The organism is Streptomyces sp. NBC_01537, from assembly GCF_045040445.1.
In the GTDB taxonomy this organism is placed as follows: domain Bacteria; phylum Actinomycetota; class Actinomycetes; order Streptomycetales; family Streptomycetaceae; genus Actinacidiphila.
Map to the genome: position 1 here is coordinate 7,207,784 of NZ_CP109392.1, position 25,578 is coordinate 7,233,361.

Consider the following 25,578-nt stretch of genomic DNA (forward strand, 5'->3'; position numbering starts at 1 on the left):
GCGTGTCACGGCTCAGTGACGCAGCCGTGCTCACGACGGTGAAGAACACCAGGTCGTGGCTGGGGTGACAGATAGCGCGCTCAGTCACAACACGGCGGGTCTAGGCAGGCAGGAAACCCACTGGCGGGACCTCTGCCGCGCGCTACGGCTCCGTAGCCGCCGTCCGCCGGGTCTCCGTGCCAGGATTCCAACGGCGCAGTCGACGGCTCATCGGACGCTGGTTGACGCAGGTAGGCCTCGCGTCTGTCCGTCCACCTTCGCGCCCTTCCAACGCGCACCAGCGAATTTGGCGCCTCGCAGGTCAGCGCCTCGCAGGTCCGCGTGACTGAAGTCCACTCCTCGCAGGTCCGCACCTCGCAGGTCGGCGCGAGTCAGGTTGGTGCCAGTGACCTTGGCGCTGGTCGCGGCGTAGTCCTGGACGTAGCTCAGATTCGCGTCACGGAGGCTGGCGCCGGCGAGGTTGGCGTTGGTGAGGTTGGCTGAATCCAGGAACGCCCGAGTGAGATGAACGCCGCGCAGGTCTGCTGCAGCCAGGTTCGCGTCCGAAAGGAGGGCGTCAGTGAGGTCTGCATTGCGCTGACTGCCAGTGCTTTCGTCAGCCTTGCTGAAAACCACCCCATGGAGGTTAGCGAACGCGAAGTTCGTGCCGGTGAAGTTCGACCCGACCAGGACTGCGTCAGTCAGATTGGCCAGGTTGAGAGAGGCCCCCCTGAGGTCGGACTCGAGCACCGTGGCGTAGGCCAGATTCGCCTCCTCAAAGTCCGCGCCACGCAGGTCGTAGCCAGACAGGTTGGCGTCACGGAGGTCGGAGGAAGCCAGGCTCACATACTGGAGGTTGCGTTTGGCCAGGACGTCCTCGGTGAAGACCGGTACGGCCTCGTTAGGAAGATCGCGGAGGTCGACTGCGTGCAGATCGGCCAAGAAACGGACCTTCACGGCCTGGCGATTGGCCAAAACGGTGAGTACCGCTTCCACGTCCGCGGGCGGCTGGGCGTTCCCGCCACGTCGCGGTGAGCCCTTCGGTGGCAGAGGCGCTCTCTCACGAACGTAGGCCGAGAGCACCGACGTGACGGCAGGCTCATCGCGTGACGAGTCCTGCATGATCCGGCCAAGGGCATAGATTCCACCAAGGCGCACATGCATGGACTGCGCTCCCAGGTTGGTGACCGCAGCGTTGAACCGGCTGGTGATCTGTCCCTGCTCCGAGATGCGCAACTCCCTGCTGGCCTGCCCTACCTGCATCCAGGTGAACAGCACAGCAATCAGCGCAGCCACCCCCGGCAGGGTCGAGGCCACAAACGCCCACTTCTGCGACCGGCTCGCGCTCTTCCCGCGACTCGGCTCCCACTCATGGGTGCCTCCCTCTGTCGGTCGCCGAGCGTCTCGACGACGAGCGATGAGCCGGAGCCGCTTCAGGTCAAGATTCCTCAGCATCTGGTCATGGCACACCACAGGCGCCCCGCGTGGAATCCGCCACGCGGCCGAGGCATGGGTGAACGTGGCCGTGACATCGCCATGGAGAACGATGCCGAGCTGTCCGCAACCTGCGCACCCTGATCGTCCCCACGGCCACCTGGCCAATATCGATCGGGACGGCTACCTATCGGCTGCGGTCACATCAGGTATGACCTCGAACCGTATCCGGCCAGCTCCACAGGTGAAACCGCAGGTCGCCGCCACGCGACGATTCGTAGTTGGTCACTTCATCGACCGGCAGTTGGTCACCGGGGACACGAAAACGCCGCTTGGATCAGTGAATGCACCGGCACGTGGCCGCCCCACTCCTTAGGCACGAGGGAGACGTTCGAACTGGTCGTACTCCTGCTGGCCGGGTTGCCAGATGCCGTCGATCTGCGCCCCCGCGATGTCGGCCTCGAAGTCGATCTGAGATCCGACGTTCGCCATGCGCCGGTGACTGGCCACGAAGGCGTAGATCAACGCGTGGCCCGTGACGACGGCGACGGTGGGGTCCGAGACGTCAAGGAGGGCAACTACGATCGCTGGCTGCCCCAGCCTCTTCACGCGGGCGCTGTCGAGATGGTCCCAGGCACTCGTCGCGCTCATGCCGCCGCCCCCTCGGTCCCCTCGTCGCCATCGACCGAGTCAGGCGCCGACCGTCGGCCCGCTCGCTCAGCAGCCCGTCGGCGAAGCCGACCCCCATGAGGTCGAAGTCGCCGAAGGCGACTTCCCATGCGCGGTGGCTTGTCCATCCTGTCAAGCCCACCCGCGTGGTCATTGCCGGCTGGTCGCGGGCCGGGCGCGGGAGATCGCGCCGTGCCAGTGCGAAAAGCGCTCCAAGGGGTCTCCCTCCGCGCTCCACGGCCAAGACGTTGCCATGCCGTCCGTGGCGCGCAGCACGACGGCGGCCTCGTCCATCAGGGCGGCCTTGACCAACGCGTAGGCCAGCACGTTGAGATCCGCCAGTGCCGCCGCGTGGCCGAGGAATCCGGGGAGCGGCCAGTCACGCGCTGCTCGGCTCAGTGCCGAGGCCGCATCAGGTCGTCTCCAGTAATCCCTGGCGTTCAGCGCCGCCATGCCGCCGGCGGAAACGGCACGGTGGTAGCCGTGGACGAACGCGGTGACTTCCAGACCGACCGTGGGAGCCGTGGCCGGCATCACGGAACGGATGCCGTCGAGCAGGTCCAGCACCTGTCCGGTGGAACCGCACTCGTCCGGTGACAGATAGCCCAGGGCCTGAAGATGCGCCTCCCGATTCCACGGATCCCGGGCCTTGACCTCCCGCCAGACCGGCCCCACCTCGCCGTAGGGTTCCCGCTCCCATCGCATCGCGGCCAGGAGCACGATCCAGGGGGTGGGGTCGGCGGGTGTCAGCTCGGCCGCGCGCAGGCAGGTCTCGCGGATGCCGCTCAGGTCCACGTGCGTTCCCTGCGCCCGCGTGTGCGCCACCTCCGACCAGGCGTGGAGCAGGAGTGCTCCGGGGTCCTGCGGGGATTGACGCCGCCAGATCCCTGGCAGTGCCCGCCCGGCGGCCTGGGCGAGCACCCCCAAGCGGTGCGCCTTACGGTCCCAGTCCTGCCCCGCGTCCAGGATCACCTTCTCCATCAACGCGATGACCGAGGTATCGAGTTCGCCCCGGGCCCAGCTCATCTCAAGGCGTCGCCGGACCTGACCGAGGACCATGTCGTCGAGTTCGGGGGCCAGCCGAGGAAGGTTGCCCTTGCGTCGTCTGAAGGCGGACATGCCATCAACTTCTTTCCTGTGGCGGGCTACCAGCGGCTGACGGCTTCATCGATGTGCGGAGCGCGGGCGATATCTCACGGGCAGTTAGGCTAGAGCGGAGCTTCGGAATTCGTACATGCTCCATCGCGTACGGTGACAGCCCGCTCGATGTCCGGAATGGAGCTTGCGCCTGCCCGATGCGACTCGTGAGCGGAGTTGCCGGCCAGAAGCCCGTCGGAGATTAGGTATTTCTACGCAACCTCACTACGTAATCATCATCGCGAGCGCGGAATATGATCGTGCAGGTGTGGCCACGGCCCGTACCCGTACCGGTACGGCATGTCGCAGATCTGGCACATCGGTGCCACCCCGGTGCGACAGCACGTTCCTAGGCTTCTGGAACACCGGGGCTTTCGCGGAAACCACGAGCCCAATCCCTCACCCCAGAAACGGAAGTACCGCCATGCGCTTCTCGACGCTGCTGCCCACCACCGTCATAGCCCTGGCGCTCTCGGCAACGGTCGGCTGCTCCGTTGACGTCTCAGGGCCGACCAGGAGTACGCAGGGTACGCAGGCTCAGTCGCCGACTCCGCAGACGGCCGGTGCCGGCACCGCCGCCGCCTCCCCGACGGCCACCGCTGCTCCCACGGCTTCCTCCGCCGGCACCGCGGACCCGCTCAGCATCAGCGGCAGCTACAGCACACAGACCGCGGACTGTTCGGGGCGCGATGTCGTCATCGCCGGCAGCTCGAACAAGATCGTGTTCAAGGGCACCTGCGGCACGATCACCCTCACCGGCGGGTACAACACCATCGCCGTGGAGTCCGTCGACACCCTCCAGGTCATGGGCGGGGGCAATGAGGCGTACGCGAAGACCGTCAGCACCATCCAGCTGACAGGCGCCTCCTACACCACCGTGCACTGGGTCGGCGGCGCGGGTGCCGACAACGACCCCGATGTGTCCGGCACCGGCGCCACGAACACGGTCGAGAAGATCAGCCAGCAGGACTACGAGGACGAGATCGCGTCCTGACGCCGGTGATCGCCGGACAGGGCCGACTTTGACAGAAATGCCGGGCAGCGGGGATCCGTATAACTACTCAAGCAGGCTGCGTAATTCTCTTCGAATAATCTTCCGAGCGCGCTCGCGATCTCGCGAGGCACCGTCAAGTCCCGAGATGCCTCCACTTCCTTGGATACGCACTTGGTTGAACTACGGGCCTGGGGCAAGCCATTCCCCGCAATGGTCGGCCCCTGGAAAAGAAGAACGTACCGAAGAAAACGGGTGGATAATGGCACAGTTGACGCGGTGGACATCGGCACCCTCGCCGACAGCTGGCGCAGCGAGCCGGGCACCCCGGTCTACGTCCAGCCGTACTTCACCGCGAAGCCCGCCAAGGAGCTGAGCCAGGAGGAGATGTACGGCTGGTACCTGAAGGCGTCGGGCACCTCGGTGCCCGCCGGCCAGGTCCGGGAACTGGCCGGCTCCGCCGTCCGCGAGAGTTGATGAGAGCGGCTTACTCGGCGGCCTCGCGTCGGGACAGCCGTACCTCCTCGATGTCGAGCCGGGTCTGGACCTGGCGCAGGACGGTGTCGTCGATGCTGTGCTCGTCGCGGAGGCGGACGACGGTGGCGCGTTTGTGGGCGAGAAGGGCGAGGCGCAGCGCGGTGTACTGCTGGTGGTGGCGTACGGCGGTCTCCTCGTCGGCCTCGCCGCCACCTGCCCGTACGACCAGCAGGTGGGTCTCGTATTCCTCCCGTAGCCGTTCCGCCACCGCCGGATCGGTGCGCAGGTCGGCGGCGGCTTCGGGGAGCGCCTTGAGAGCTTCCTCGGTGGCGGTGGTCTCGGCGAGGAAGCGTTCCTCCTGCACCGAGGTGTCGCGCGGCAGCCCGGCCCAGCGCACCACGCCCGGCAGGACCAGCCCCTGCACCACGAGCGTGACGACGATGACGCCGCAGGTGACGAACACGATGGTGGCGCGGTCGGGGAAGGGCGCGCCCGAGTCGAGAGTGCCCGGCACGGACAGCGCCACCGCGAGCGACACCGCGCCCCGGAAACCGGCGAGCCCGCTGACCGCGCGAGCGCGATTGCTCTGGCGGCGCAGCCGCTGCTGGGGGCGGCGGTCGAGCATACGGATCGTGTAGACGGCGCCGTAGAGGAAGGCGAAGCGTACGGCGACCAGGACGACGGAGATGACGCCGACCGCGATCAGCGCCTGCGTCAGCTCGGAACCGTGCAGGCTGCGGATCGCGGACTGTGCCGCCAGGCCGACGAGGACGAACAGCGCGCCGTTGATGACGAATGTGGCCAGGGACCAGGCCGCCTCGCCCTGGTGGCGGGTCGCGGCCGAGACCATGCGCGGGGCCACCTGGCTCATGATCAGGCCGCACACGACCACCGCGAGGACGCCGGAGGCGTGGATCAGCTCGGCGAGCAGGTAGGCGGTGAACGGGGTCAGCAGCGCCGCCACGTTGCCGAGGAGCGGATCGTCGAAGAGGCGGCGCAGCCTGGTCACGAGCCAGGCGGTCGCCGCTCCGGCGGCGGCTCCGCCCGCGTACGCCAGCAGGAAGAGCCCTCCGACGTGTGGCAGGCTCAGATGCTCCTCACCGACCGTGATGCCGACGGCGAGGCCGTAGACGACCAGCGCCGTGCCGTCGTTGACCAGACTCTCGGCGCGCAGGATCGTGACGTTGCGGCGGGGCAGCGCCTTGGCGAGCACACCGACCGCAGTCGCGTCGGTCGGGGCGACGGCTGCGCCCAGCACCCACGCGGGGCCCCACGGCATGCCCAGAACGTGCGCGACCGCCGCCACGGCCCAGGCGGTGAAGATGACGAGCAGGGTGCTCACCAGGACGATGCCGCGCAGGTTGCTGCGGATCTCCCGCAGGGAGGTCGTCAGGCTCTCCCAGTACAGCAGGACCGGCAGGAAGATCAGCAGAACCGTCTCCGGCGGCAGGTCCACCTCGCGCAGGGCCGGGACGAAGCCGAGCAGCGCGCCCGCGAGGAGCAGCAGGACGGGCGGGGCGAGGCGCAAGCGCTCGCCGACGGCGTTGCAGAGCAGGACTGCGACGCCCAGGACCACGACGAGTTCGAGACCGAGCACGGAGCATCTCCTAGTGAGCGGGACACCGAGGCGACCGGGAGTCGCCGCTACTGCGTGTCGTCCGCGAGGACGGCCTTGAGCTGGGTGAGCGCGGCCATCCCGCTGGGCCATCCGGCGTAGAACGCCACATGGGTGAGGGCCTCGACAAGCTCGTCCTTGCTCAGCCCGCTCTGCATCGCCAGACGCAGATGGCTGGTGAGCTGATCGGGGCGGTACGTGGCGGCCAGCACGGAAACGGTGATCAGGCTGCGGTCCCGCGGAGACAGGCCCTCACGCTTCCACACATCGCCGAACAGCACCTCGTCGGTCAGCTGGACCATCTTCGGTGCGAGATCGCCGAGCAGTTGCTGCGCTCGCGTGGGTTCCTTCGCCATGCGTGGGGTGCCTTTCTTCTCTTCGTAGCGCGTCGCACGCTCGCTCGGCCTACCGGGCGGACTCAGCTTGCTCGCCGGTTGCGGCCTGTGGCAGACCGTACGGTGCGGGGGAGCGGCGTTCCGGGGCATGACACACCCCCTCACGCCTGCCTTGCATTCTGCGGGCGCCGCAGCCTCGGCGGCATGTGTGTGGGGGGCCCTGTCACACCCCGGAATGCCACTCCCCGGCACAGCTCGGCCTGCCACCCACCGCGTCCGGGCCGCAGGCTGGATGACGGTCGTTTCGTTTCGCCTCGTTCTCAGGAGAACCACCCGTGTCCAGTTCCGTCGCATCGGGCAGGCCGTCCGCCGATACCGCCACCGGGCAGCGCGGCACCGCGGACGGTGCCCGGTGGGCACTGGCCGCCGCGCTGCTCGGCTTCTTCGTGATGACGCTCGACGCCCTGATCGTCAACGTCGCGCTGCCCGAGATCGGGCGCGGCTTCGGCGGCGGTATGACAGGGCTGCAGTGGGTGGTGGACGGCTACACGCTGATGTTCGCCGCGTTGCTGCTGTCGGCGGGGTCCGTGACCGACCGCATCGGCGCGCGGCAGGCTTTCGGGGCGGGGCTGGTGGTGTTCACCGTCGCCTCGGCTGCCTGCGGCTTCGCGCCGAACCTCGGTGTGCTGGTCGTGGCGCGGCTGGTGCAGGGCGCGGGTGCCGCGGTGATCGTGCCGGCCTCGCTGGCGCTGATCCGCGAGGCGTTTCCCGACCCGGCCCGGCGTGCCCGGGCGATCTCGGTGTGGGCGATGGGCGGCTCGGTGGGCGCCGCGGCCGGTCCGGTGCTGGGCGGTGTGCTCAGTGAACTCAGCTGGCGGATGATCTTCTTCGTCAATCTGCCGGTGGGCCTGCTGGCGCTGTTCCTGCTCACCCGGACGGCGCCCTCGCCGCGCCGGGCGGATGCTCCGTTCGACTGGGCCGGGCAGGTCGCCGCCGTGGCGGCGATGGGCGGCCTCACGTACGCGGCGATCGAGGCCGGTGCCGTCGGCCTGGGGGCGGCGCGCGTGCTGGTGGCGCTGGCGGTGGCCGTGGTGGCGTCGGTGATCTTCCTGGCGTCCCAGGCCCGCGGCCGGAATCCGATGGTGCCGCTGGCGCTCCTGCGCGCCCGGACGATGGCACTCTCGGCGACCGTGGGCTTCGCGCTCAACGTCGGCTTCTACGGCATGATCTTCCTGCTCGGCCTCTACCTCCAGCAGGACCGCGGCCTGTCGCCGATGGCCACCGGGCTGGCGTTCCTGCCGATGACGCTGCTGACCGCGGTCGTCAGCCCGACGGCCGCCTGGTTCGCCGCGAGGTTCGGGCCGCGTATGCCGGTCGTCACCGGACAGTTGATGATGGCCACGGGGCTGGCGCTGCTCTGCGTTCCGTCGGCGACGGCGCCCGCCTGGCTCCTGGTCCTGCTGATGATCCCGGTCGGAACCGGCGGCGGCCTCGCCGTACCGGCGGTGACCTCGCTGCTCCTCGACCGTGTCCCCGCCGAGCGGGCGGGCACCGCGAGCGGCGTGCTCAACGCCTCCCGTCAGCTCGGTGGCGCCCTGGCCGTGGCCGTCTTCGGCGCCCTGGTCTCCCACCACGCGCAATTCCTGCACGGGCTGCGCACCAGCCTCCTGATCGCCGCGCTGCTCGTGCTCGCCACCGCGACCGCGACCGCATTCGTACTCGTCAAGGAGAAGACCTCATGACCACGACATCGACCTGGACGAGCCAGGAACTCGACAGCATCGAACGCGCGGAGGAGCTGGAGATCGCGTCCCTGCGCCGCGGCGACTCGCTGAGCAGCCGGCGAACCATCTGGGTGGTCCGCGTCGGCGACGACATCTACGTCCGCTCTGTCAACGGCCCCGGCTCCGACTGGTACCGGGGCACCCGGGCCCGCCAGGAGGGCCGTGTCCGGGCCGGGGGCGTCGACAAGGACGTCACCTTCGTGGACGCCGACGGCGAGATCAACTCCGCGGTCGACGCCGCCTACCGCACCAAGTACGGCCACTACGCCGCCCACATCATCAAGGCCATCACCAGCCCCGGAGCCGGCTCCACGACGATGCGGCTCGATCCGCGCTGAACCGGCTCGGCTCCCAGCCGCAGCCCGACTTCACCCCCCCATCACCGGAGGAACCATGCTCACCGTCAACGCGTACGCCGCCACGGCCGCGACCGAACCGCTCACCCCGACCACCGTCGAGCGCCGTGACGTCGGGCCCCGCGACGTCCTCATAGAGATCAAGTACGCCGGCATCTGCCACTCCGACATCAGCAACGCCCGTAGCGAGTGGGGCCCTTCGACCTACCCGGTCGTGCCCGGCCACGAGATCGCCGGCATCGTCACCGAGGTCGGCTCCGAGGTCACCGGGTACGCCGTCGGCGACCGGGTCGGCGTCGGCTGCATGGTCAACTCCTGCCGTGAGTGCGAGCCGTGCCGCAACGGCCAGGAGCAGTACTGCCTCAAGGGCAACACCCTCACCTACGGCTCGATCGACCGCGACGGCACCCTCACGCAGGGCGGCTACGCCACTCACATCGTGGTCACCGACGACTTCGTCGTCCGCATCCCCGAGGGCATCGCCCTCGACGAGGCGGCCCCGCTGCTCTGCGCGGGCATCACCATGTACGCGCCGCTGCGCCGCTGGGGCGCGGGCCCCGGCAAGAAGGTGGCGATCGTCGGCCTGGGCGGCCTTGGCCACATGGGCGTCAAGCTCGCCCACGCCATGGGCGCCGAGGTCACCGTGCTGTCGCAGTCGCTGAAGAAGATGGACGACGGCCTGCGCCTGGGCGCCGACCACTACCACGCGACCAGTGACCCGGCCACCTTCGAGCAGCTCGCCGGCACCTTCGACCTCATCGTCAACACGGTGAGCGCCAAGCTCGACCTCGACGCCTACCTCGGCCTGGTGGCCGTCGGCGGCGCGATGGTGAACGTCGGCGCCCCGGCCGAGCCGCTGTCGCTCAACGTGTTCTCACTGATCATGCGGGGCCGGTCGTACGCAGGCTCGCTGATCGGCGGCATCCGCGAGACCCAGGAGATGCTGGACTTCTGCGCGGAGCACGGCGTGGGCGCCGAGGTCGAGGTCATCCCCGCCGAGAAGATCAACGAGGCGTACGAACGCGTCCTCGCGTCGGACGTGCGCTACCGCTTCGTGATCGACACCTCGACGCTGGCCTGAGCCGCCGCCACCGCCGCCACGTCCGCCACGTCCGCCGGAGAGCTGTCCCGGTCGGCGTCGACTTTGCTGATGAGATTGGTATAGACCTCCTGTAGGATTCCGGAATCCTTGGGCGTGGGGGAGGGGTGCTGTGCGTTCGCTGCCGGCGGTCTACTGGTTCCTGTGGTCGGGCATGCTGATCAACCGGCTCGGTGGTTTCGCCGTCCTGTATCTGTCGCTCTACCTCACGGACGTCCGCCATCTGGGCGCGTCCGGGGCCGGGTTGGTCACCGGCCTGGCGGGCGTGGGCGGTATGGGTGGCGTACTGCTGGGCGGCATCCTCGCGGACCGGTGGGGCCGGCGGCGGACGCTGCTGGCCTGTCATGCCGGTACGGCGGTGTCGCTGCTGGTGCTGGGCCTGTCGTCGGCGCTGCCGCTGATCGCGGGCGCGACGGTGCTGGTGGGGGCCGGACAGGCGATGGCGGGACCGGCGTTCGTGGCGGCCATCGTCGACGTGGTGCCGGAGGCGGACCGGACGCGGGCCTTCAATCTGCAGTTCTGGGCGTTCAACCTGGGCACGGCGGCGGCCTCGCTGATGGCGGGGCTGCTGGTGCGGGTCGGCTTCACCCTGCTGTTCGTGCTGGATGCCGCGAGCACGGTGGCCACGCTGTGCGTGCTGGCCCTGGGCGTCCCGGAGACGAGGCCGTCGCCCGTAGCGGACGCCACGCCCGGCCGGGGCCCGGGGACCGGGGTGGCGTTGTGCGACCGGGTGTTCCTGGCCTTCGTGGGGCTGTCGCTGCTGACCGCGGTCGTGGTGGCGCAGACCTCGACGGTCCTGCCGCTGTCGATGCGGCGGCACGGGCTGCCGCCCGGCGATTACGGCGTGGTGGCGGGGCTCGCGGGCGGACTGATCGTGGTGGGCCAGCTTTTCGTCCCGCGACTGATCATCGGCCGGCGCAAGGGACCGGTTCTGGCGGTCGCGGCGGCCCTGCAGGGCGTCGGCATCGCCGTACTGGCCCCGCTCGGCGGCGCGTTGTGGGGATGCCTGCTGGCCGCCGCCGTATGGACGTGCGGCGGAATGCTGGCGGCCCCGCCGAACGCCGCAGTGGTGGCCGAGTTGTCCCCGGCCGGACTGCGGGCCCGCTACCAGGCGGTGTTCTACCTGGTGTTCCCCGCCGCCGCGTTCCTCGCCCCCGCGATGGGCGGCTGGGGCCTGGAACGCCTCGGCGACGCGTACTGGCTGCTCCCGGCCGCGGTGGCCCTGCTGGCCGCCGCCGGGCACCTGGCCGCGTCGGGTCCGCGGGAGCGTCGCCGGACGGCCTCCCCGCCCGAGGATCAGCCCGAAGCGCCGAGGCGGTGGCGGAGGGCGTCCGGCAGGGGGTAGCTGTCCTCGCGGGGGATCGCGGCCTCGGCCTTGTCCAGGTGGCCCGCGCGGACGTTCCGGTGAATCTCGGCCACGAGCTCGGTGATGTCCTGGATGCCGGTGATCCACTCGTCCAGGTACCGGTCGACGGCCTCGCCGGACAGCCCCACCTGGATGGCCCGGTGGGGCAGGGGCGTCAGGTCCGTGCCGCGTTCCGGGTCCCATTGGACCCGCACGGGGCTCGCCGCCTGCTGGGCCTGCCATTCCTCGCGGCTCGCGTGCGAGCGCCGGTCGAAATGGCTGAGGCTGGCGTGCGCGAGGGCCCACTCGAAGCCGGACCGGCTGATGTGGACGGCGAGGACGCGTTCCTGGCCGGGCTTGGTGGCCCAGCCGGAGCGGTACATCATCCAGCGGAAGGACGGCTTGATCCAGGTCATCCGCTCGCGCTTGAACGGCGGTACGAAGGTGCCCGCGGCGACCGCCGGCGAGGCGATGTCGGGTCCGTAGGCCTGGTACACGGTGATGGTCTCCGCCGTGAACTCCGCGCGCACTTCGCGGTCCGCCCCGGTCATGCCGGGATCTCCCGGACCCATTCCAGGCCCTTCTCGATTTCCTCCGCATAGCGTTCCCGGCCGCGCCGGGCGAATTCCGGGAGGGATTCCTCGTCCGTCTCGTCCAGGCCGACCGCGCGGAACCACTCCGGCACCGACTCCTGGGTCGGAACGGCGGTCGTCGCCTTGAAAAGAGCGAGGACCGGCGGCGCGGAATCCCTGTCCGGGTGTGCGTCGACGCGTTGCCGTTCCTGTTCCAGATCATCGGTCTGGTGAAACATGAGAAACTACTCCCAATCCTCTGGCTGCGCGATCTTACCAGAGCCCGGAATAACGTTTCCCCGGAGATCGTCGAGCAGTTTTGAGGGATTTCCGTAGAGATCCCTCCCCTTTCGGTCGGATATCTCCGGGCGTTCCTGCCGACGGCGTCAACGATCTAGGTGTGCTGTCCGGGGAGGTTGGTGACGGGTGCCACGCGGTAGCGGAGGTAGACGACTCCCGAGCTGAAGGTGCGGGTCTCGACGAGTTCGAGATCCACCCGGCGCTCGTACCGGGGAAAGAACGGAATGCCACCGCCGACCAGCACCGGGTAGACCATGGCCCGGTACTCGTCGATCAGACCCAGCGCGGCCGCCTCGGCCGCGAGCGTCGCGCCGCCGATCGCGATGTCGCCCTCCCCCGGCTCGGCTCGCAACCGCTCGATCTCCTCCGCCAGGCCGCCGGAGGCCAGGCGGGCAGTGCCCTGCACCGCCGACAGCGTGGTGGAGAACACCACCTTGGGGAGCGGCTTCCAGAGCGCGGCCCACTCGAGCTCTGCGTCGTCGAGCGATGGATCCTGGTCGGCGGTCTCCCAGTACAGCATCGTCTCGTACAGCCGTCGTCCCAACAGGTGGACGCCGACCTCTCGAATCTCGTCGATCCAGAAGCGAAAGACCTCCTCGTCGGGCGCCGTCCAGTTGAAGTCGCCGTCCGGACCGACGATGTAGCCGTCAAGTGAGACGCCCATCGAATAGGTCACGCTGCGCATCAGAAGTCCTCCTCGGTAACGGGTTCGACAGTACGACCGCCGACGCCTCAGGACTCATCGCGGCTCGCGGGAAGCCGGACCGTGACGAGGAGACCGCCGGCGGGGCGGGGGACGAGGTCGAGGGTCCCGTGGTGGGCGCGGACGATGCTGTGCACGATGGCCAGGCCGAGGCCGACGCCGGCGTGCTCGTCGGTGCGTACACGTTCCGTTCCGCGCTGGAAGGGTTCGGTGAGGGTCGGTACCAGTTCCGGTGGGAGCCGACGGCCCGAGTTCTCGACCCGCACAACGCTCGTGTCGCCGTGCGCCTCGGTGTGGACCGTCACGGTGCCGCCGGAGGGGAGGTTGTGGACGATGGCGTTCTGGACGAGGTTCGTCACCATCCGCAGCAGGAGCTCCGCGGAGCCGCTGGTCCGGGCCGCCCCGCCGGTGACGTCGAGCGTGATCCGGCGCTGTTCGGCGAGGGGAAGCAGCGTTTCGGCGGCTTCTTCGGCGAGGAGGGAGAGGTCGACGCTCTCGCGGGTGAAGTTTCCGCGGTCGCCGCGGCTGAGCAGCAGGAGGGCCTCGGTGAGGTCGATCGCCCTCGTGTTGACAGCGTGCAGGCGTTCGATGAGTTCGGCCCGGTCCCGCGTGGGGTCCTTGCGGGCGACGTCGAGGAGCGTCCGCGAGATGGCCAGCGGGGTGCGCAGTTCGTGGGAGGCGTTCGCGGCGAACCTCTGCTGCTCGGCGACGTGGGACTGGAGTTGTTCGAGCATCGAGTCGAACGCGTCGGCGAGTTCACGGAATTCGTCCTGGTGGCCCGTCATGTGGATCCGGTGGGACAGCGACCCGTTCCCGGCCATCCGTGCCGCATCCGTGATCTGTGTGAGTGGTGCGAGCATCCGGCCGGCAAGGATCCATCCTCCGACGAGGCCGAACACGAGCAGGAAGACCATCGCCGCGGCCGCGGCGGGGGCGAAGGTGTGCAAAAGGAGGTAGCGGTTGGGTGAGACGTAGAGCAGGCCCTGGCTGTTGTCGGGTACGTAGCGCAGCAGGTACACCCACACCACGGCCAGCAGGAGAGCGCCGGCGACGGCGAGGAACCCGGCGTAGCTGAGGGTGAGTTTCAGCCGGGCGCTGAGCCCTGGGCGTCTAAGCATCGATCCGGTAGCCGACGCCGGGCACCGTGGCGATGATCGATGGTTCGCCGAGCCGTTTGCGCAGTGCGGAGACGGTGATGCGCACGGCGTTGGTGAGCGGGTCGGCGTTCTCGTCCCAGGCCCGTTCCAGCAGCTCTTCGGCGCTGACGACCCCGCCCTCGGCGGCGACGAGGACCTCCAGCACGGCGAACTGTTTGCGGGTGAGCGCGAGGTAGCGTCCGTCGCGGAAGACCTCCCGGCGGAAGGGGTCGAGCCGCAGGCCCGCGATCTCGCGGACCGGGGGCCGGGCGTACGCGCGTCTGCGGTCGAGCGCCCTCAGCCGCAGGACGAGCTCCCGCAGCTCGAACGGTTTGGTGAGGTAGTCGTCGGCGCCGAGCCCGAACCCGGAAGCCTTGTCGTCGATCCGGTCGGCAGCGGTGAGCATGAGGATCGGGATGCCGCTGCCGGAGGCGATGATGCGCCGGGCGACCTCGTCGCCGGAGGGGCCGGGGATGTCGCGGTCGAGGACCGCGAGGTCGTAGGAGTTGACGCTGAGCAGTTCCAGGGCACAGTCGCCGTCGCCGGCGATGTCGGCGGCGATAGCCTCCAGCCGCAGACCGTCACGGACGGCTTCGGCCAGGTAGGGCTCGTCCTCCACGATCAGCACGCGCATGCCTGAAGCCTAAGCAGCACAACATATCGCCGACGTATGCAAAGGCGTGTGCAAAGACGTGTGAACACCGGACACGCGACTCAGCCTGCCGGTGCCGGCGCGGGGCGAGGCTGGTCCGACGGTGCTTCCGCCGCAGTGCGCCACCAGCGGCGCGACGCCAGCGCGGCCAGCACGGCGCCGGCGGTGTTGACCAGTACGTCGTCCACGGAGGACACCCGGTCCAGCCGCAGGACGTACTGTGCGGTCTCGACCAGGACCGAGCAGCCCGCCCCGAGCGCCAGGATCCGCGGCACGGACGCCAGCGCCGCGAACCGCATCGGGGCGAAGAACCCCAGCGACGCGAAGACCAGCAGGTTGCCGACGATCCCGAGCGGCCCCATCGTGACCAGGTCCCGCAGCGGTACCAGGCTCACCCGGGCGGGGACGATGCCGGCCCCGGCGCCCGGCATCATGGTCAGCCACAGGAACGGCACCGTCCCGTGGACCATGCCCACCTCGGCCAGCGACATCCGCCACGCCGATCTGACGCCGGCGGCACGCCGACGGCGCGCCAGAGCCCACGCCACCAATGCGGCCAACGGCAGCGCGACCAACGTCATGAGCACCACACCGTTGAACGTGTCGAAGCAGCCGTGCCACCGCCCGGCCATGCACATCGGAGCGGACATCATGAGCGGCCGCCGCACGACGAACACGGCGCTCGCCATGCCGAGGATCGCCAGGCTGAGGAGCACGATCCTGCGCGTGCGGCGGGGCGGTGCCGACAGGGATGCGTGGTGGTTCATGGCCCCATTGGAGACGGAGGGCCGTTGCGGTGGCGTATGCGATTTTCGATACGCCCGCGATACAGGTTCGTCAGCAGGTTTTGGAGACGGCGGTGCTGCTGTTGTAGCTGCAGGTGTCGACCTTGGCGCCGGTGGACTTGCGCAGGGTCGCGGTGTCCTTGTCGTTGTTCCAGACGTACCAGCTGCGGTTCTGGTACCTGTTCGTGGACGTGTTGCCGCCCTTACCCGTGTGTACCTTGACGGTTTTGCCGGCGCCCAGGGTGAAGGTGCCGAAGGTGTACTTGTGGTTGGAGGCGTCGGTCAGGGTCCAGCCCTTGAGGCTGCGGGCGGTGGACGTCGAGTTGGTGATGGTGACCCACTCGGCGTTGAGGCTGGCGTTGGAGCCTCTGTCGCTGCCGGGGGAGTTGTAGTAGATCTTCGCGAGGTGGACGGAGCCGGTGGCGGCCTGGGCCGCCGGTGTGGCGGCGACGGTGACCGCGGCGGCGGATATCGCGGTGATGAGGCACGCGAGAGTTCTGGTGGTGCTGCGGTTGCGCATGACGGTAGGCCCCCCATTGGGCTGGTGCGGTTGCGGGTGAAGGGGGAGCCTACGCCGTGCCTGCGTGGGTTGGGTGCGGTTTGTTCACATGATGATCGCGGTGCCCGATCCCGAGACCCGGATGCGGTCGTCGTCCTCGCGCAGCGTGACCGTGAGCAGCCCGGGGCGGCCCATGTCGTGGCCCTGGTGGAGGGTGAGGGCGGCGGGGGCGGTGACCAGGCCCAGGGCGCGCAGGTACGCGCCGAAGGCAGCGGCTGCGGCGCCGGTGGCGGGGTCTTCGACGACGCCGCCGATGGGGAAGGGGTCGCGGACGTGGAAGACGGTGCCGTCGGTGCCGGGCTCGCGCCAGACGAGCTGGACGGTGGTGAGGTCGAGGGAGGTCATGAGGGCGGCGAGGCGGTCGAAGTCGTAGTCGAGGTCGGCCAGGCGGGCGCGGGTGGCGGCGGCCAGGACGAGGTGGCGGGCGCCGGCGTAGGCGATGCGGGGCGGCAGCGCCGGGTCGAGGTCGGCGGCGGGCCAGCGCAGAGCGGCGAGGGCCTCGGCGACGACCTCGCCGGGCGCGTCCAGGACGTGTGGCTCGACGCTGGTGAGGGTGGCGAGCAGGGCCCCGGACGCGTCGGCGGTGACGGTGACCGGGACGGTGCCGGCGGCGGTGGCGAAGACGAAGTCGCCGGGGCCCAGGCGTTCGGCCAGGGCGATCGCCGTGGCGACCGTCGCGTGGCCGCAGAAGGAGACCTCCGCCTTCGGGCTGAAATAGCGGACGTCCAGGTCGTGGCTGCCTCGGCGGCCGGTGACGAAGGCGGTCTCCGAGTAGCCGACCTCGGCGGCGATCGCCAGCATCGCGGCGTCGTGGAGGCCGGTGGCGTCCAGGACGACTCCGGCCGGGTTGCCGCCCTTGGGGTCGGCGGAGAAGGCGGTGTAGCGCAGGATCTCGGTACTCGGGCTCGTACTCGGGTTCGCGTTCACGCCGGGGACCAACGCACTCCTTCCACGCGGTGTTCCCGAAACAGGCGAAGCCCCGTACCGCAATCTGGTGAAATGGTCATCCGGATGTAACAGGGGGGCTGGCGGGTGCCGAATCAGGGGGCCCGGGGATATCAGCGGGGGCGGTCGCCGGTACCGGCCGACCTGCCGTTGTTCCCCGGCGTGACGGGCTATGCCGTATGGGCGGCGGGCCTGCGCGACCTCGGCCTGCGCCACACCGCGGAGCTGCTGGCCGCGCCCGGCGGCCGCGCGGGCTTCAGGGTGCTCGACGGGTTGTGGTACCCGACGCAGGGCATGCGCTGGGCGCGCGTCGACCGGGAGTACGTACGCGGGCAGCGCGAGCGCCGGCGGCTTGAGGGCGGGCCCGGGGAGCCGGTCGCGGCCGCTCTGCTGGACCGGGCGGACGATGTCCTCGCCGCCGATCCGATGGGGCTGCGGCGGATCGTGCTGTACGAGCTGGCACTGCTGCTCCAGGACCACCCCCTGGGAACCGGCGCGCAGGCCGCCGAGGACCTGGGAGTGGACCCGGCCGAGGCGGCGGAGCTGGCGGCCGCGGTGTCCGTCCGGCAGGGCAGGCTGGACGGCGAGGCGGCCGAGGGCATCCAGGAGGCGTGGGAGTCCGGACGGCTGGGCGCGGCCGTACGGTTCGCCGACCGGCTGCCGCGCTCTGTGGGCGATCCGCCGCTGCGCGGGCTGCTGGAGGCCGTACGCGCGCTGCGACGCAAGGTCGACAGGACGCTGGACGAGGCGGGTGCACTGGAACGGGCGGGGGAGACGCAGCGGGCCGCCGGCGTCTATCTGCGGGCGGCCCGGTGGGCCGTCGACGAACCGCGAGCGGTGACCGGACTGCTGAGGACAGCCGCGGCCGCTCAGCAGTGGCAGGCGCGCGTCGCGTCGCGGCCCGAAGGTGTGACCGTGACCTGGGACCCCGCCCCGGACCGCGACCGGCCCCCGCACTACAGGATGGTGCGGCACCCCGAGGGCAGGCCGGACGAGTACGTCGACATCGGCGCGCCCGTCACGGCGAACCACCTGCTCGACGGCGGCGCCGTGCCCGGCACCCGGGTCTGCTACGCGGTGCTGCCGATGCGCGGCGAACGGATCGCCGGGCGGCCCCGGGTCAGTGCCCCGCTGCTGGTCGCCCCGGAGGTCGAGGAGCTGGCGCTGACGGCCGGGCGCGGCGGCGTCACGGGAAGTTGGCGGGCTCCCGCCGGGGCGACGGCCGTACGCGCGCTGCGCGCGGACCGCACCAAGGGCGCATCCGGGACCGAGGCCGAAGTGGTGTGCCACCGCGACGGGTTCGAGGACGGCTACGGGAACGCGCCGCTGCCGCCCGGCGAGTACGCGTACCGAGTCTTCTGCGAATACCCGGGCCCGGACGGCCGCCCCGTCCGCTCCCCGGGGATACCCACGCGGGCCACGGTCGAGCAGTGGCCGGACCCGGTGGACGCGCTGACCGCCGAGCAGGACGAGCGGACCGGTGCGGTGTGGCTGGCCTGGGCCGCCCCGGAGCACGGCGAGGTCCGGCTGGTCCCGTGGGCCGGGGCGCCGCCGGACCCCGGCGCGGATCTGTCCGCCCCGCTCGTGGCCGGGCAGCTGGCCCCGTCCCTGCCCTCTGCGCGGCTGGACCCCGAACGGGGCAGCGCCCTGCGGGCCGTCGCGGTGACCGTGCTCGGACGCCGGGCCGTCGCCGGACCCAGCGTGCTGGTCGAGTCGCAGCGGGCCGTCACCGGCATCACGGCCGACCGGGGGCCCGGCGACAGCGTGCGGCTGAGCTTCGACTGGCCCGAGCCGGCCGCCGTGGTCACGGTCGGCTGGCGTCAGGGCGGCCGGACCTCGCAGCGCCGGGTGGTCCGCAGCGCGTATCTCCGCGAGGGCATCAGCCTCCCGGTGAACGGCCAGGAGTGCGTTGTGTGGGTGGCCCCGGTGCCCGTCGAGGGCGCGGATTTCGTGGTCTCCGGCGAGGCCCGGGTGCGGCTGCCCAGCCAGGTCCGCGTGACCTACCGGGTGCTGAAGTCCGGCTGGCGGGCCGGTACGCGTCGTACGGTCGAGGTCCGGGCGGTGCTTCCCGGCCCGGGGCCGGTGCCTGAGCCGGGGCCCGGTCCGGGACCGGATCCGGCCGCAGAGGAGGTCTGCCCCGACTTCCTGCTCGTCGGCAGGGAGAGCATCGCCCCGCTGAGCCCGCGTCAGGGCACCGAGGAACTGTGTCTGGCCGGTGACCGGCTGGCGGCCGGGGAACCGGTCCGTACCGAGATCGACCTGCGGGACCGGGTCCGGCCGTACCTGCTGCGGGGCTTCCTGCGTGGCGCGGACACAACGGCGGCGCAGCTGGAACATCCCCCGCCCGAGACGCTGGTGGTTCGCTGACATGACGACGATCGTCTGCCCGTACTGCTTCACCTCCGACCGGTCCACCCGGCTGCACTACCGATGCCTGATGTCCCTCACCGGCGTGCGCGGCTCGGCGCCCTGCCCGCCGGTGGCCGACATCACCTGGGCGGCCTTCTCGGGCACCCCGGCCGCCGGGCGGGCCGCCCTGCGCGGACCGTGCTTCGAACCGCCGCGCGGCCTGCGCTCCGGACGCGGCCGGGCGCCCTGTCCGGCCTGCGGGGTCGAGACCCCGGTGCGGGTGTGCCGCAACTGCCACAGCGACCTGCCCAGCGACTACTGCGACCAGGACAGCCGGATCATCGCCCTGATCGGCCCCAAGGCCGCCGGCAAGAGCACATACGTCACCGTGCTCGCCCACGAGCTGCGCAACCGGGTGGGCCGGGAGTTCAGCGCCGCGCTGTCGGCGATGGGCACCACCACCCAGACCCGCTACCGGGACCTGGAGGATTCCCTCTACCACCGGCTGGAGCTCCCCGGCGCCACCCAACCGGCCGCCATGCGCTTCAACGACCCCCTGCTGTTCCGGCTGAGTGTGCCCCGGCGGCCGGCGGCTGGGCTGAGCGGCGGCAGCCGGCACACCGCGCTGGTCTTCTTCGACGCGGCCGGCGAGGATCTGGCCAATGCGGAGGCCATGGACCGCTACACCGCCTATCTGGCCGCCGCCGACGGCGTGATCCTGCTGGTGGACCCGCTCCAGTTACGCGTCGTGCGGGAGCAACTGACCGAAAAGGACGGCCAGTTGCCCGGGATCGAGGCGGCCCCCGAGCAGATCGCCGCCGACCTGGCCGCGCAGTTGCGCGGCCGCCGCAGGGGCGAGGGGAAGGGAAAGGTGACCACCCCGCTCGCGGTGGCGGTCACCAAGTGCGATGTGCTCCGCTCCTGGCTGCCGGTCGGCTCGCCGCTGCTGCGCCCGGCCTCCCATACCGGCGGGCTCCTGGACGGCACCGACCGCACCGCCGTCCACGAGGAGGTACGGGCTCTGCTCGACGAATGGGACGGCGGGCTGCTGTACCGCCAGCTCGAACGGGACTTCGCGGAGTTCTCGCTGTTCGGCTTGTCCGCGCTGGGCGCCGCGCCGCCCGCCGACGCCCCCTCCGACGTCCCCAGGGCCGGCCCTCAGCCGCTCCGAGTGGAGGACCCGCTGCTCTGGCTGCTCGGCCGGCGCGGCCTGCTGCCGGTACGCACGGCCCGGAAGGGACAGTGAGGTTCGCGATGACGTTCCGGCAGCTCCACTACACCTCCGCCCCTCCTGGCCCGGACGGATCGGGCTTCCGGTTCACTGCCGTCGACCCCGCCGTCGATCCGGTCCTGCTGCGGCAGGCCGAGCCGCTGCTGGGGTACGAGCCCCCGCGCGATGCCCCTTCCCGGCCGACGGCGGACGAACTGACCGGCTTCCCGGTGGCGTTCGGCTTCGCCCGCCTCCCGGACGGCACCAGGATGCTCAGCCGCACCGTTTACACCGGGGCCGACTACAGCGGCCGTTACGGCAATTTCCACGCGCACGCCCTGCTGCTGCCGCCCGGCGGCACACTGCCCCCGCGGATGTTTCCCGTAGAAGCGTGGGAGTCCCCGGACTGGCAGACCGTCACCCCCGCCGGCTCCGCCCCGCCGCCGCTGGATTCGCTGCGCCGCGGCGACCGGATCAACCGACCGGCGCTGCTCTCCTTCGCCCGGAACAGGGCGGAGCGGCTGGCGCCGTTCCTGTCCGATGTACGGCGGCTCTTCACGGCCGGGACGGCACCCGCGCCCTCCCTGGTGATGGTCGAGAGCGGGGCCGAGGAGGTGGCGCTGTGGGTGACCGTGGCCTGCACGGCGCTGCCGCCGCGGTACGCGGACGAGCTGACGTTCACGACCTACACACGCCGCCCGTATCTCGCCGACCAGCAGATCGTGGGCGTGCTGCCGGACGCGGAGTTCGGCTACGCCAGCTCCGGCCTCAACCACCAGTACCGGCTGCACCACTGTCTCGGCGGCGAGTCCAGCCCGCCCCAAGAGGCGGATCCCTGGGCGGCGGTGGCCGCGCGGATCTTGCTGGCCGGACGGCCGGAGCTGTTCGTACGCGTCCCGGCGGACCCGCCGTTCGAGGCCGGGGGACTGGCAGCGCTGGCGCTGTCCGAGGGTATCGCCCTGGACAGCACGGGCCGGGCGGCGGCGGTCAACTGGGCCCTGGGCCACGCCGGTCAGCGGGATGTGCTGTTCTGGCAGGCATTCCTGGACGCCCTGCTGCGTGAGGGCCGACCGTCCGGTGAGCTGCCCGGACTGCTGGCGGCGCTCGGCGCCCGCTGGCCGGCCGAGGTCACCGACCCGCTGGCCCGGGCCCTGGTCCGGGCCGCCGTCACCGGCGGCCCGGTGCCGGACCTGCGCCGCACCGCGCTGACCCCGCAGGCCCGCCTGGAGCTGGGCCGGGAACTTGCGCCGGCCCTGGACGCCGCGCTCGCCGACCCGGCCGCCCCGGCGGACCGGGGGCTGGCGCTGCTGGGCCTCGCCGAGGAACTGGGCGTGGACCTGGCCGGATCCCCGGCCCTGACCGGTCTCGCGGCGCGGATCGCCGACCACCTGCTCGCCGCTTCCTCCTCTCCTTCCTCCTCCCCGTCGGCGCGGGACGTGGCGGCCACGCTGAGCGGATCCGGGCCGGGCCCGGCCGAGCTGCGCGGCGCCGTACTCGACCGGCTCAACGACGTGGCCCAGACGGACGACGACCCCGCCCGAGCCGTTCCCGTGCTGTCCGAACTCCTGCCCTGGCTGGAGCAGGCCACCCCGGCCGACTACCCGCACCTGCGCACCGTCGTCGCCGCCGGGCAGCACGTGGCGGGGCTGAACGACGGGCTGCCACTGATGAACCGCCTGGTGCGCGAATCCGGTTGGTACGACGGCGTGGCCGACGCCTCCCTGCTGCGCACCGCCTTCCGGATCGCCTGGCCGCAGCGCCGCCCGCCCACCGCCGACGCGCGGATGCTGCTCGCCCAGATCACCCTGGCACCGCTCGCCGAGAGCGGCCTGGACCGGGAACTGGCCGCCGCTGCGATCGCCGCTGAACCCTCCGACCAGGACGCCCCTGAACTGGCCCGTGAACTGCTGGGCGGCCCGCCCGGGCCCGGCGGTTTCCCGGATGCCCGGACCCGGGACGCGCTACGGCTGCTGGTGCACGCCGAGGACATCCGCACCGGCCACGCGGGCAGCGGATTCACCGCGTACGCCGTCGCCCTGCTGGACCGGGCGCGGCCGGTGGCGGAGAACCTCGAACTCCGGCTCTCCGGCAACATCGCCGCTCGCATCCTCAGCGGATTCGCCCCCGGCGGCGAGCGCCCGGCCGGGGTGGCAGGGGTGCTGCTGACGTCGGAGCTGGAACAGCTGGTCCGCTCCGGGAACGAGCCGATGCTGGCGGCCTACGCCCAGGAGGCCCACGGCCCCGTCATGCTCGACCGGCTGCGCCGCGATCCCCGTTACCCGGCGGCCTGCTTCATCTCCTGGAACAGTTTCGCCGGAGCCGGCCCGGTCTGGGACGGCATCCGGCTCAGGCTGCTGGACCAGATCCTGCGGCCGGTGATCCGCAAGCTGCCGGATGCCGACCTGTCCGCGGTCGAGGGCCACCTGGCCGGCGCGGGCGCCCACTGGCCTGCCGAATGGCGGCGTTGGCACCGCCCAGGGCTGGTCAGACGCTGGGGAAGGCACCGTGGTGGCGGCGACCCCTCTGGCCCCTGGCGGGACGCCACCCCGGGCACCCCCGGCACCGGTCCCGGTTCGACGGAAGGGCTGGAGGACCACTGATGAACGCGAGCGACGGCTTCACGAAGAACCCTGTCCTCCTGGCGCTCGCCGCCATCCTGCTGGTCCAGTCGCCGGTCATCGCCTGGAATCTCCTGCGGGCGGCCCCGGTCTCGTACGCGAAGTTCACCCGCGCCGCCGCCCTCGCACTCGGCCCCTGGCGGGCCGGTGGCCACGACCAGCGCATCGAGGCGCCCGGCGGAAAGGAACCCGCCTACCTCTCCTACTGGGCCCGGCAGGTGTGGACGGACTCGGCCACCGCCGTCGTGACCGGCGCCGGAGTCGTCTGGCGGTATCTCGTCGACGACTGGCTCAAGGGCCGGGTCATGCGGCTGTTGCGCACGTACGCGCTCCCGTACCGGCGCAAAGGTGCCTTCGAGCTTGCGACGACCAGGTTCTTCGGCTGCGGGGTCGCTCTGGGGGCGATGCTGGGCGTGCTGGTCGCCGCCGTGGTCGCGCTGGCCGCGCTGCTGCTGTCCGGCGCCCTGCTGGCGGCCGCCTGCGTACTGCTGGCCGCCGCGGCCCTCGCCATACGGGTGACGGACTCCGTCCGGCTCAGGCTGGCAAACATCCGCATGCGGTGCCCCCACCCCGGCTGCTACCACCGGATCGCGCTCCCGGTCTACCGCTGCCCGAGCTGCAACAACCCGCACCGCTCGCTGCTGCCCGGCCGTTACGGCATCCTGCGCCGGGTGTGCGGCTGCGGCCGGGCGCTGCCCACCAGCTTCCTCACCGGGCGGCACCGGCTCGCCGCTGAGTGCCCGCAGTGCCGGCTTCCGTTGCCCAACGGCCTCGGATCGGCCCGGCTGGTCCACGTCCCGCTGATCGGCGGCACCTCCTCCGGCAAGACGATGCTGCTGCTCGCCATGGTCACCGGGCTGCGTGCCTGGGCCGAACGGGAGGAACTGCGGCTGGAGTTCGCCCTGGACTCCGGCCGCGAGGAGTACGAGCGGGCGGCCGCGGCGGTGGCCGCGGGCGGCTGGGCCTTCAAGACCCAGGTGCCGCTGCCCACCGCCGTCATGCTGTACGTGGGCAGGGGGCGGCGCCGGAGGCTGCTCTATCTGTACGACCCGCGCGGAGAGGCCCTGGAGTCCGGGGAGAAGATGCGCGAGCAGGAGTATCTCGCCCACGCCGACGGCTTGGTGCTGGTCGCCGATGTACTCGCCGACCCCTGGGTGCGCGGCAGGCTCACCGACGAGGAGCGGACCGTTGCCGATGCGGCGTCCCCGTCGGCGGAGAGCCCGATGGCCACCTACGAGCGGCTGGCCGGCGAGTTCTCCGCGATGTCGGGCCGCCGGCACCGCACGCCGGTCGCGGTCGTGGTGACCAAGCGCGATGTCATCCACGGGCTCGCCTCGCTGCCGCCGCTGGGCGCATCCGTGGACGGCTGGCTGACCGAGGTGGGGCTGGAGAACCTGGTACGCGGAGTGGAGCACGACTTCGGGGCGAGCACCTACTGGGCGGTGAGTGCGCACGGCGCGGCCGGACCGCGGTCCACCGAGGCCGAGCAGCTCCAGGTCGCCGGACCGATCATGTGGCTGCTGGGGCGTACCGGCCTGCGGGTGGTGTTGCCCAAAGTCCCTGACTACAGCTCCGGGCCACCAGTACAGTCGGTGTAATCGCCGTCCGGAGCAGGCCCGTTGGCCGCTCCGGGACAACGGCGGCGAGAGAGGGGGGATCCGATCGTGGGACAGGTGCCCGCCCATGTGGCCTGGCAGCGCCGCGTGGTGCTCGGAATGTTTGTGACATCGGCGGCCGCCGTCGTTCTGCTGGGCCTGGCCGCCGCGGCTCTCGCTTTCGCGGGTTACTAGCTCGCGTTCAAGGACTAGGGGGAAAGACAGCGTGAGTGACATTCCCGGTGGAGCGATGGCCAGCCGGCCGGTCCACTTCTTCTGGATCCTGGACACCTCCTATTCGATGGGTGTCAACGGAAAGATCGGCGAACTCAACTTCGCCATCCGTGAGGCGCTGCCCGAGATGCGATCGGTGGCGAACGACAACCCGGCGGCCGCCCTCATGGTGCGCGCGCTGACCTTCTCCACCACCGCCCGCTGGCAGCAGCCGACCTCCACGCCGGTGGAGGACTTCCACTGGCAGGACATCCAGCCGGACGGCACCACCAACCTCGGCGAGGCGCTGAAACTCGTTGCCCGGGAGCTGGAGATGCCCCCGATGCCGGAACGGGCGCTCAAGCCGGTGCTCGCTCTGATATCCGACGGCCAGCCCACGGACGACTGGCGTGCCGGAATGAAGGCCATCGACGCCACCCCCTGGGGCAAGCGCGCCGTACGGGTCGCCATCGCCATCGGCGAGGACGCGGACCGCAGCGTGCTCAAGGAATTCCTCGCCAACCCCGAGCTGCAACCCTTCGACGCGAACAGCCCCAAGCAGCTGGCGGCCGCCATCCGCTGGGCGTCCACGGTCGCCGTCAAGGCGGCCTCCACCCCCGTCGCGGCCTCCGACGCCAAGACCCTGGGCGCCGGCTACCCGCCGTACGCGCCGCCGGTCGTGGCGTCGGCCGACGACGATGACGACGATGTGTGGTGACC

The 25,578-nt window shown here is 71.1% G+C and carries 25 protein-coding genes; 12 read left to right on the top strand and 13 right to left on the bottom strand.

From position 1 onward, the window contains the following. Nucleotides 1-207 precede the first annotated feature (207 nt). From OG607_RS33175 to OG607_RS33185, 3 genes are all read right to left on the bottom strand, one after another. Nucleotides 208-1,275 (bottom strand): pentapeptide repeat-containing protein, encoded by a 1,068-nt coding sequence (locus OG607_RS33175; RefSeq protein ID WP_405731242.1) that lies wholly within the window; start codon nt 1,273-1,275, stop codon nt 208-210. Between the two features lie 510 nt (nt 1,276-1,785). Then, nucleotides 1,786-2,064 carry a hypothetical protein gene (locus tag OG607_RS33180; protein ID WP_405731244.1) on the bottom strand — a complete coding sequence of 93 codons (279 nt, stop codon included), beginning with the start codon at nt 2,062-2,064 and terminating at the stop codon, nt 1,786-1,788. Between the two features lie 168 nt (nt 2,065-2,232). Further along, the gene (locus OG607_RS33185) at nt 2,233-3,201 is read right to left on the bottom strand and encodes a hypothetical protein (protein ID WP_405731246.1); all 969 of its coding nucleotides are present in this window, start codon (nt 3,199-3,201) and stop codon (nt 2,233-2,235) included. Nucleotides 3,202-3,643: 442 nt separating this feature from the next. Here OG607_RS33185 and OG607_RS33190 point away from each other — a divergent pair, with 442 nt between their 5' ends. Further along, entirely contained in the window at nt 3,644-4,213 is a 570-nt protein-coding gene (locus OG607_RS33190; protein ID WP_405731248.1) for a DUF3060 domain-containing protein, read from the top strand. Between the two features lie 276 nt (nt 4,214-4,489). After that, a complete protein-coding gene (locus OG607_RS33195) occupies nt 4,490-4,687 on the top strand; it encodes a hypothetical protein (RefSeq protein WP_405731250.1) in 198 nt (65 codons plus the stop codon). Between the two features lie 10 nt (nt 4,688-4,697). On the opposite strand, the gene OG607_RS33200 is transcribed toward OG607_RS33195, so the two are convergent. After that, nucleotides 4,698-6,284 (bottom strand): Na+/H+ antiporter, encoded by a 1,587-nt coding sequence (locus OG607_RS33200; protein WP_405731252.1) that lies wholly within the window; start codon nt 6,282-6,284, stop codon nt 4,698-4,700. Nucleotides 6,285-6,331: 47 nt separating this feature from the next. Then, a complete protein-coding gene (locus tag OG607_RS33205; RefSeq protein ID WP_405731254.1) occupies nt 6,332-6,658 on the bottom strand; it encodes a carboxymuconolactone decarboxylase family protein in 327 nt (108 codons plus the stop codon). 314 nt (nt 6,659-6,972) lie between these two features. Between OG607_RS33205 and OG607_RS33210 the strand changes: the two genes are divergently transcribed. The 4 genes from OG607_RS33210 (at nt 6,973) to OG607_RS33225 (ending at nt 11,221) form a co-directional block, all read left to right on the top strand. Further along, nucleotides 6,973-8,379: an MFS transporter gene (locus tag OG607_RS33210; RefSeq protein WP_405731256.1), complete on the top strand. Its 1,407-nt coding sequence runs from the start codon at nt 6,973-6,975 to the stop codon at nt 8,377-8,379. Then, on the top strand, nt 8,376-8,759 hold the full coding sequence (locus OG607_RS33215; RefSeq protein ID WP_405731258.1) for a DUF2255 family protein: 384 nt from the start codon (nt 8,376-8,378) through the stop codon (nt 8,757-8,759). Before OG607_RS33210 ends, OG607_RS33215 begins: the two co-directional genes overlap by 4 nt. A gap of 55 nt (nt 8,760-8,814) precedes the next feature. Next, entirely contained in the window at nt 8,815-9,858 is a 1,044-nt protein-coding gene (locus OG607_RS33220) for an NAD(P)-dependent alcohol dehydrogenase (RefSeq protein ID WP_405731260.1), read from the top strand. A 130-nt stretch (nt 9,859-9,988) separates the two neighbouring features. Then, nucleotides 9,989-11,221 (top strand): MFS transporter, encoded by a 1,233-nt coding sequence (locus OG607_RS33225; RefSeq protein ID WP_405731262.1) that lies wholly within the window; start codon nt 9,989-9,991, stop codon nt 11,219-11,221. Here OG607_RS33225 and OG607_RS33230 read toward each other — a convergent pair. The 8 genes from OG607_RS33230 to OG607_RS33265 form a co-directional block, all read right to left on the bottom strand. Next, nucleotides 11,173-11,772, bottom strand: a complete 600-nt coding sequence (locus tag OG607_RS33230; RefSeq protein ID WP_405731264.1) for a DUF4291 domain-containing protein — start codon at nt 11,770-11,772, stop codon at nt 11,173-11,175. The two genes, OG607_RS33225 and OG607_RS33230, sit on opposite strands and share 49 nt — an antisense overlap. Then, on the bottom strand, nt 11,769-12,032 hold the full coding sequence (locus OG607_RS33235; RefSeq protein ID WP_405731266.1) for a hypothetical protein: 264 nt from the start codon (nt 12,030-12,032) through the stop codon (nt 11,769-11,771). Before OG607_RS33235 ends, OG607_RS33230 begins: the two co-directional genes overlap by 4 nt. A 155-nt stretch (nt 12,033-12,187) precedes the next feature. Continuing rightward, complete coding sequence (locus OG607_RS33240) at nt 12,188-12,778, bottom strand: dihydrofolate reductase family protein (protein WP_405731268.1); 591 nt, start codon at nt 12,776-12,778, stop codon at nt 12,188-12,190. Between the two features lie 47 nt (nt 12,779-12,825). Beyond that, entirely contained in the window at nt 12,826-13,914 is a 1,089-nt protein-coding gene (locus tag OG607_RS33245) for a sensor histidine kinase (protein ID WP_405731270.1), read from the bottom strand. Next, nucleotides 13,907-14,566 (bottom strand): response regulator transcription factor, encoded by a 660-nt coding sequence (locus OG607_RS33250; protein ID WP_405731272.1) that lies wholly within the window; start codon nt 14,564-14,566, stop codon nt 13,907-13,909. Before OG607_RS33250 ends, OG607_RS33245 begins: the two co-directional genes overlap by 8 nt. An 80-nt stretch (nt 14,567-14,646) precedes the next feature. Beyond that, complete coding sequence (locus OG607_RS33255; protein WP_405731274.1) at nt 14,647-15,351, bottom strand: VanZ family protein; 705 nt, start codon at nt 15,349-15,351, stop codon at nt 14,647-14,649. Between the two features lie 70 nt (nt 15,352-15,421). Beyond that, nucleotides 15,422-15,889, bottom strand: coding sequence for a lamin tail domain-containing protein (locus tag OG607_RS33260; RefSeq protein WP_405731276.1), 468 nt, complete (start codon nt 15,887-15,889; stop codon nt 15,422-15,424). A gap of 84 nt (nt 15,890-15,973) precedes the next feature. After that, entirely contained in the window at nt 15,974-16,855 is an 882-nt protein-coding gene (locus tag OG607_RS33265) for a PhzF family phenazine biosynthesis protein (RefSeq protein WP_405731278.1), read from the bottom strand. A gap of 180 nt (nt 16,856-17,035) precedes the next feature. Between OG607_RS33265 and OG607_RS33270 the strand changes: the two genes are divergently transcribed. From OG607_RS33270 to OG607_RS33295, 6 genes are all read left to right on the top strand, one after another. Further along, nucleotides 17,036-19,240, top strand: a complete 2,205-nt coding sequence (locus OG607_RS33270) for a hypothetical protein (RefSeq protein ID WP_405731280.1) — start codon at nt 17,036-17,038, stop codon at nt 19,238-19,240. 1 nt (nt 19,241) lies between these two features. Next, the gene (locus OG607_RS33275; RefSeq protein WP_405731282.1) at nt 19,242-20,468 is read left to right on the top strand and encodes a hypothetical protein; all 1,227 of its coding nucleotides are present in this window, start codon (nt 19,242-19,244) and stop codon (nt 20,466-20,468) included. A gap of 8 nt (nt 20,469-20,476) precedes the next feature. Next, nucleotides 20,477-23,032, top strand: coding sequence for a GTPase-associated protein 1-related protein (locus OG607_RS33280; RefSeq protein ID WP_405731284.1), 2,556 nt, complete (start codon nt 20,477-20,479; stop codon nt 23,030-23,032). Beyond that, on the top strand, nt 23,032-24,648 hold the full coding sequence (locus OG607_RS33285; RefSeq protein WP_405731286.1) for a hypothetical protein: 1,617 nt from the start codon (nt 23,032-23,034) through the stop codon (nt 24,646-24,648). Before OG607_RS33280 ends, OG607_RS33285 begins: the two co-directional genes overlap by 1 nt. 66 nt (nt 24,649-24,714) lie before the next feature. After that, nucleotides 24,715-24,840 (top strand): hypothetical protein, encoded by a 126-nt coding sequence (locus OG607_RS33290; RefSeq protein WP_405731288.1) that lies wholly within the window; start codon nt 24,715-24,717, stop codon nt 24,838-24,840. Nucleotides 24,841-24,895: 55 nt separating this feature from the next. Beyond that, nucleotides 24,896-25,576: a vWA domain-containing protein gene (locus OG607_RS33295; RefSeq protein ID WP_405737212.1), complete on the top strand. Its 681-nt coding sequence runs from the start codon at nt 24,896-24,898 to the stop codon at nt 25,574-25,576. Nucleotides 25,577-25,578 lie beyond the last annotated feature (2 nt).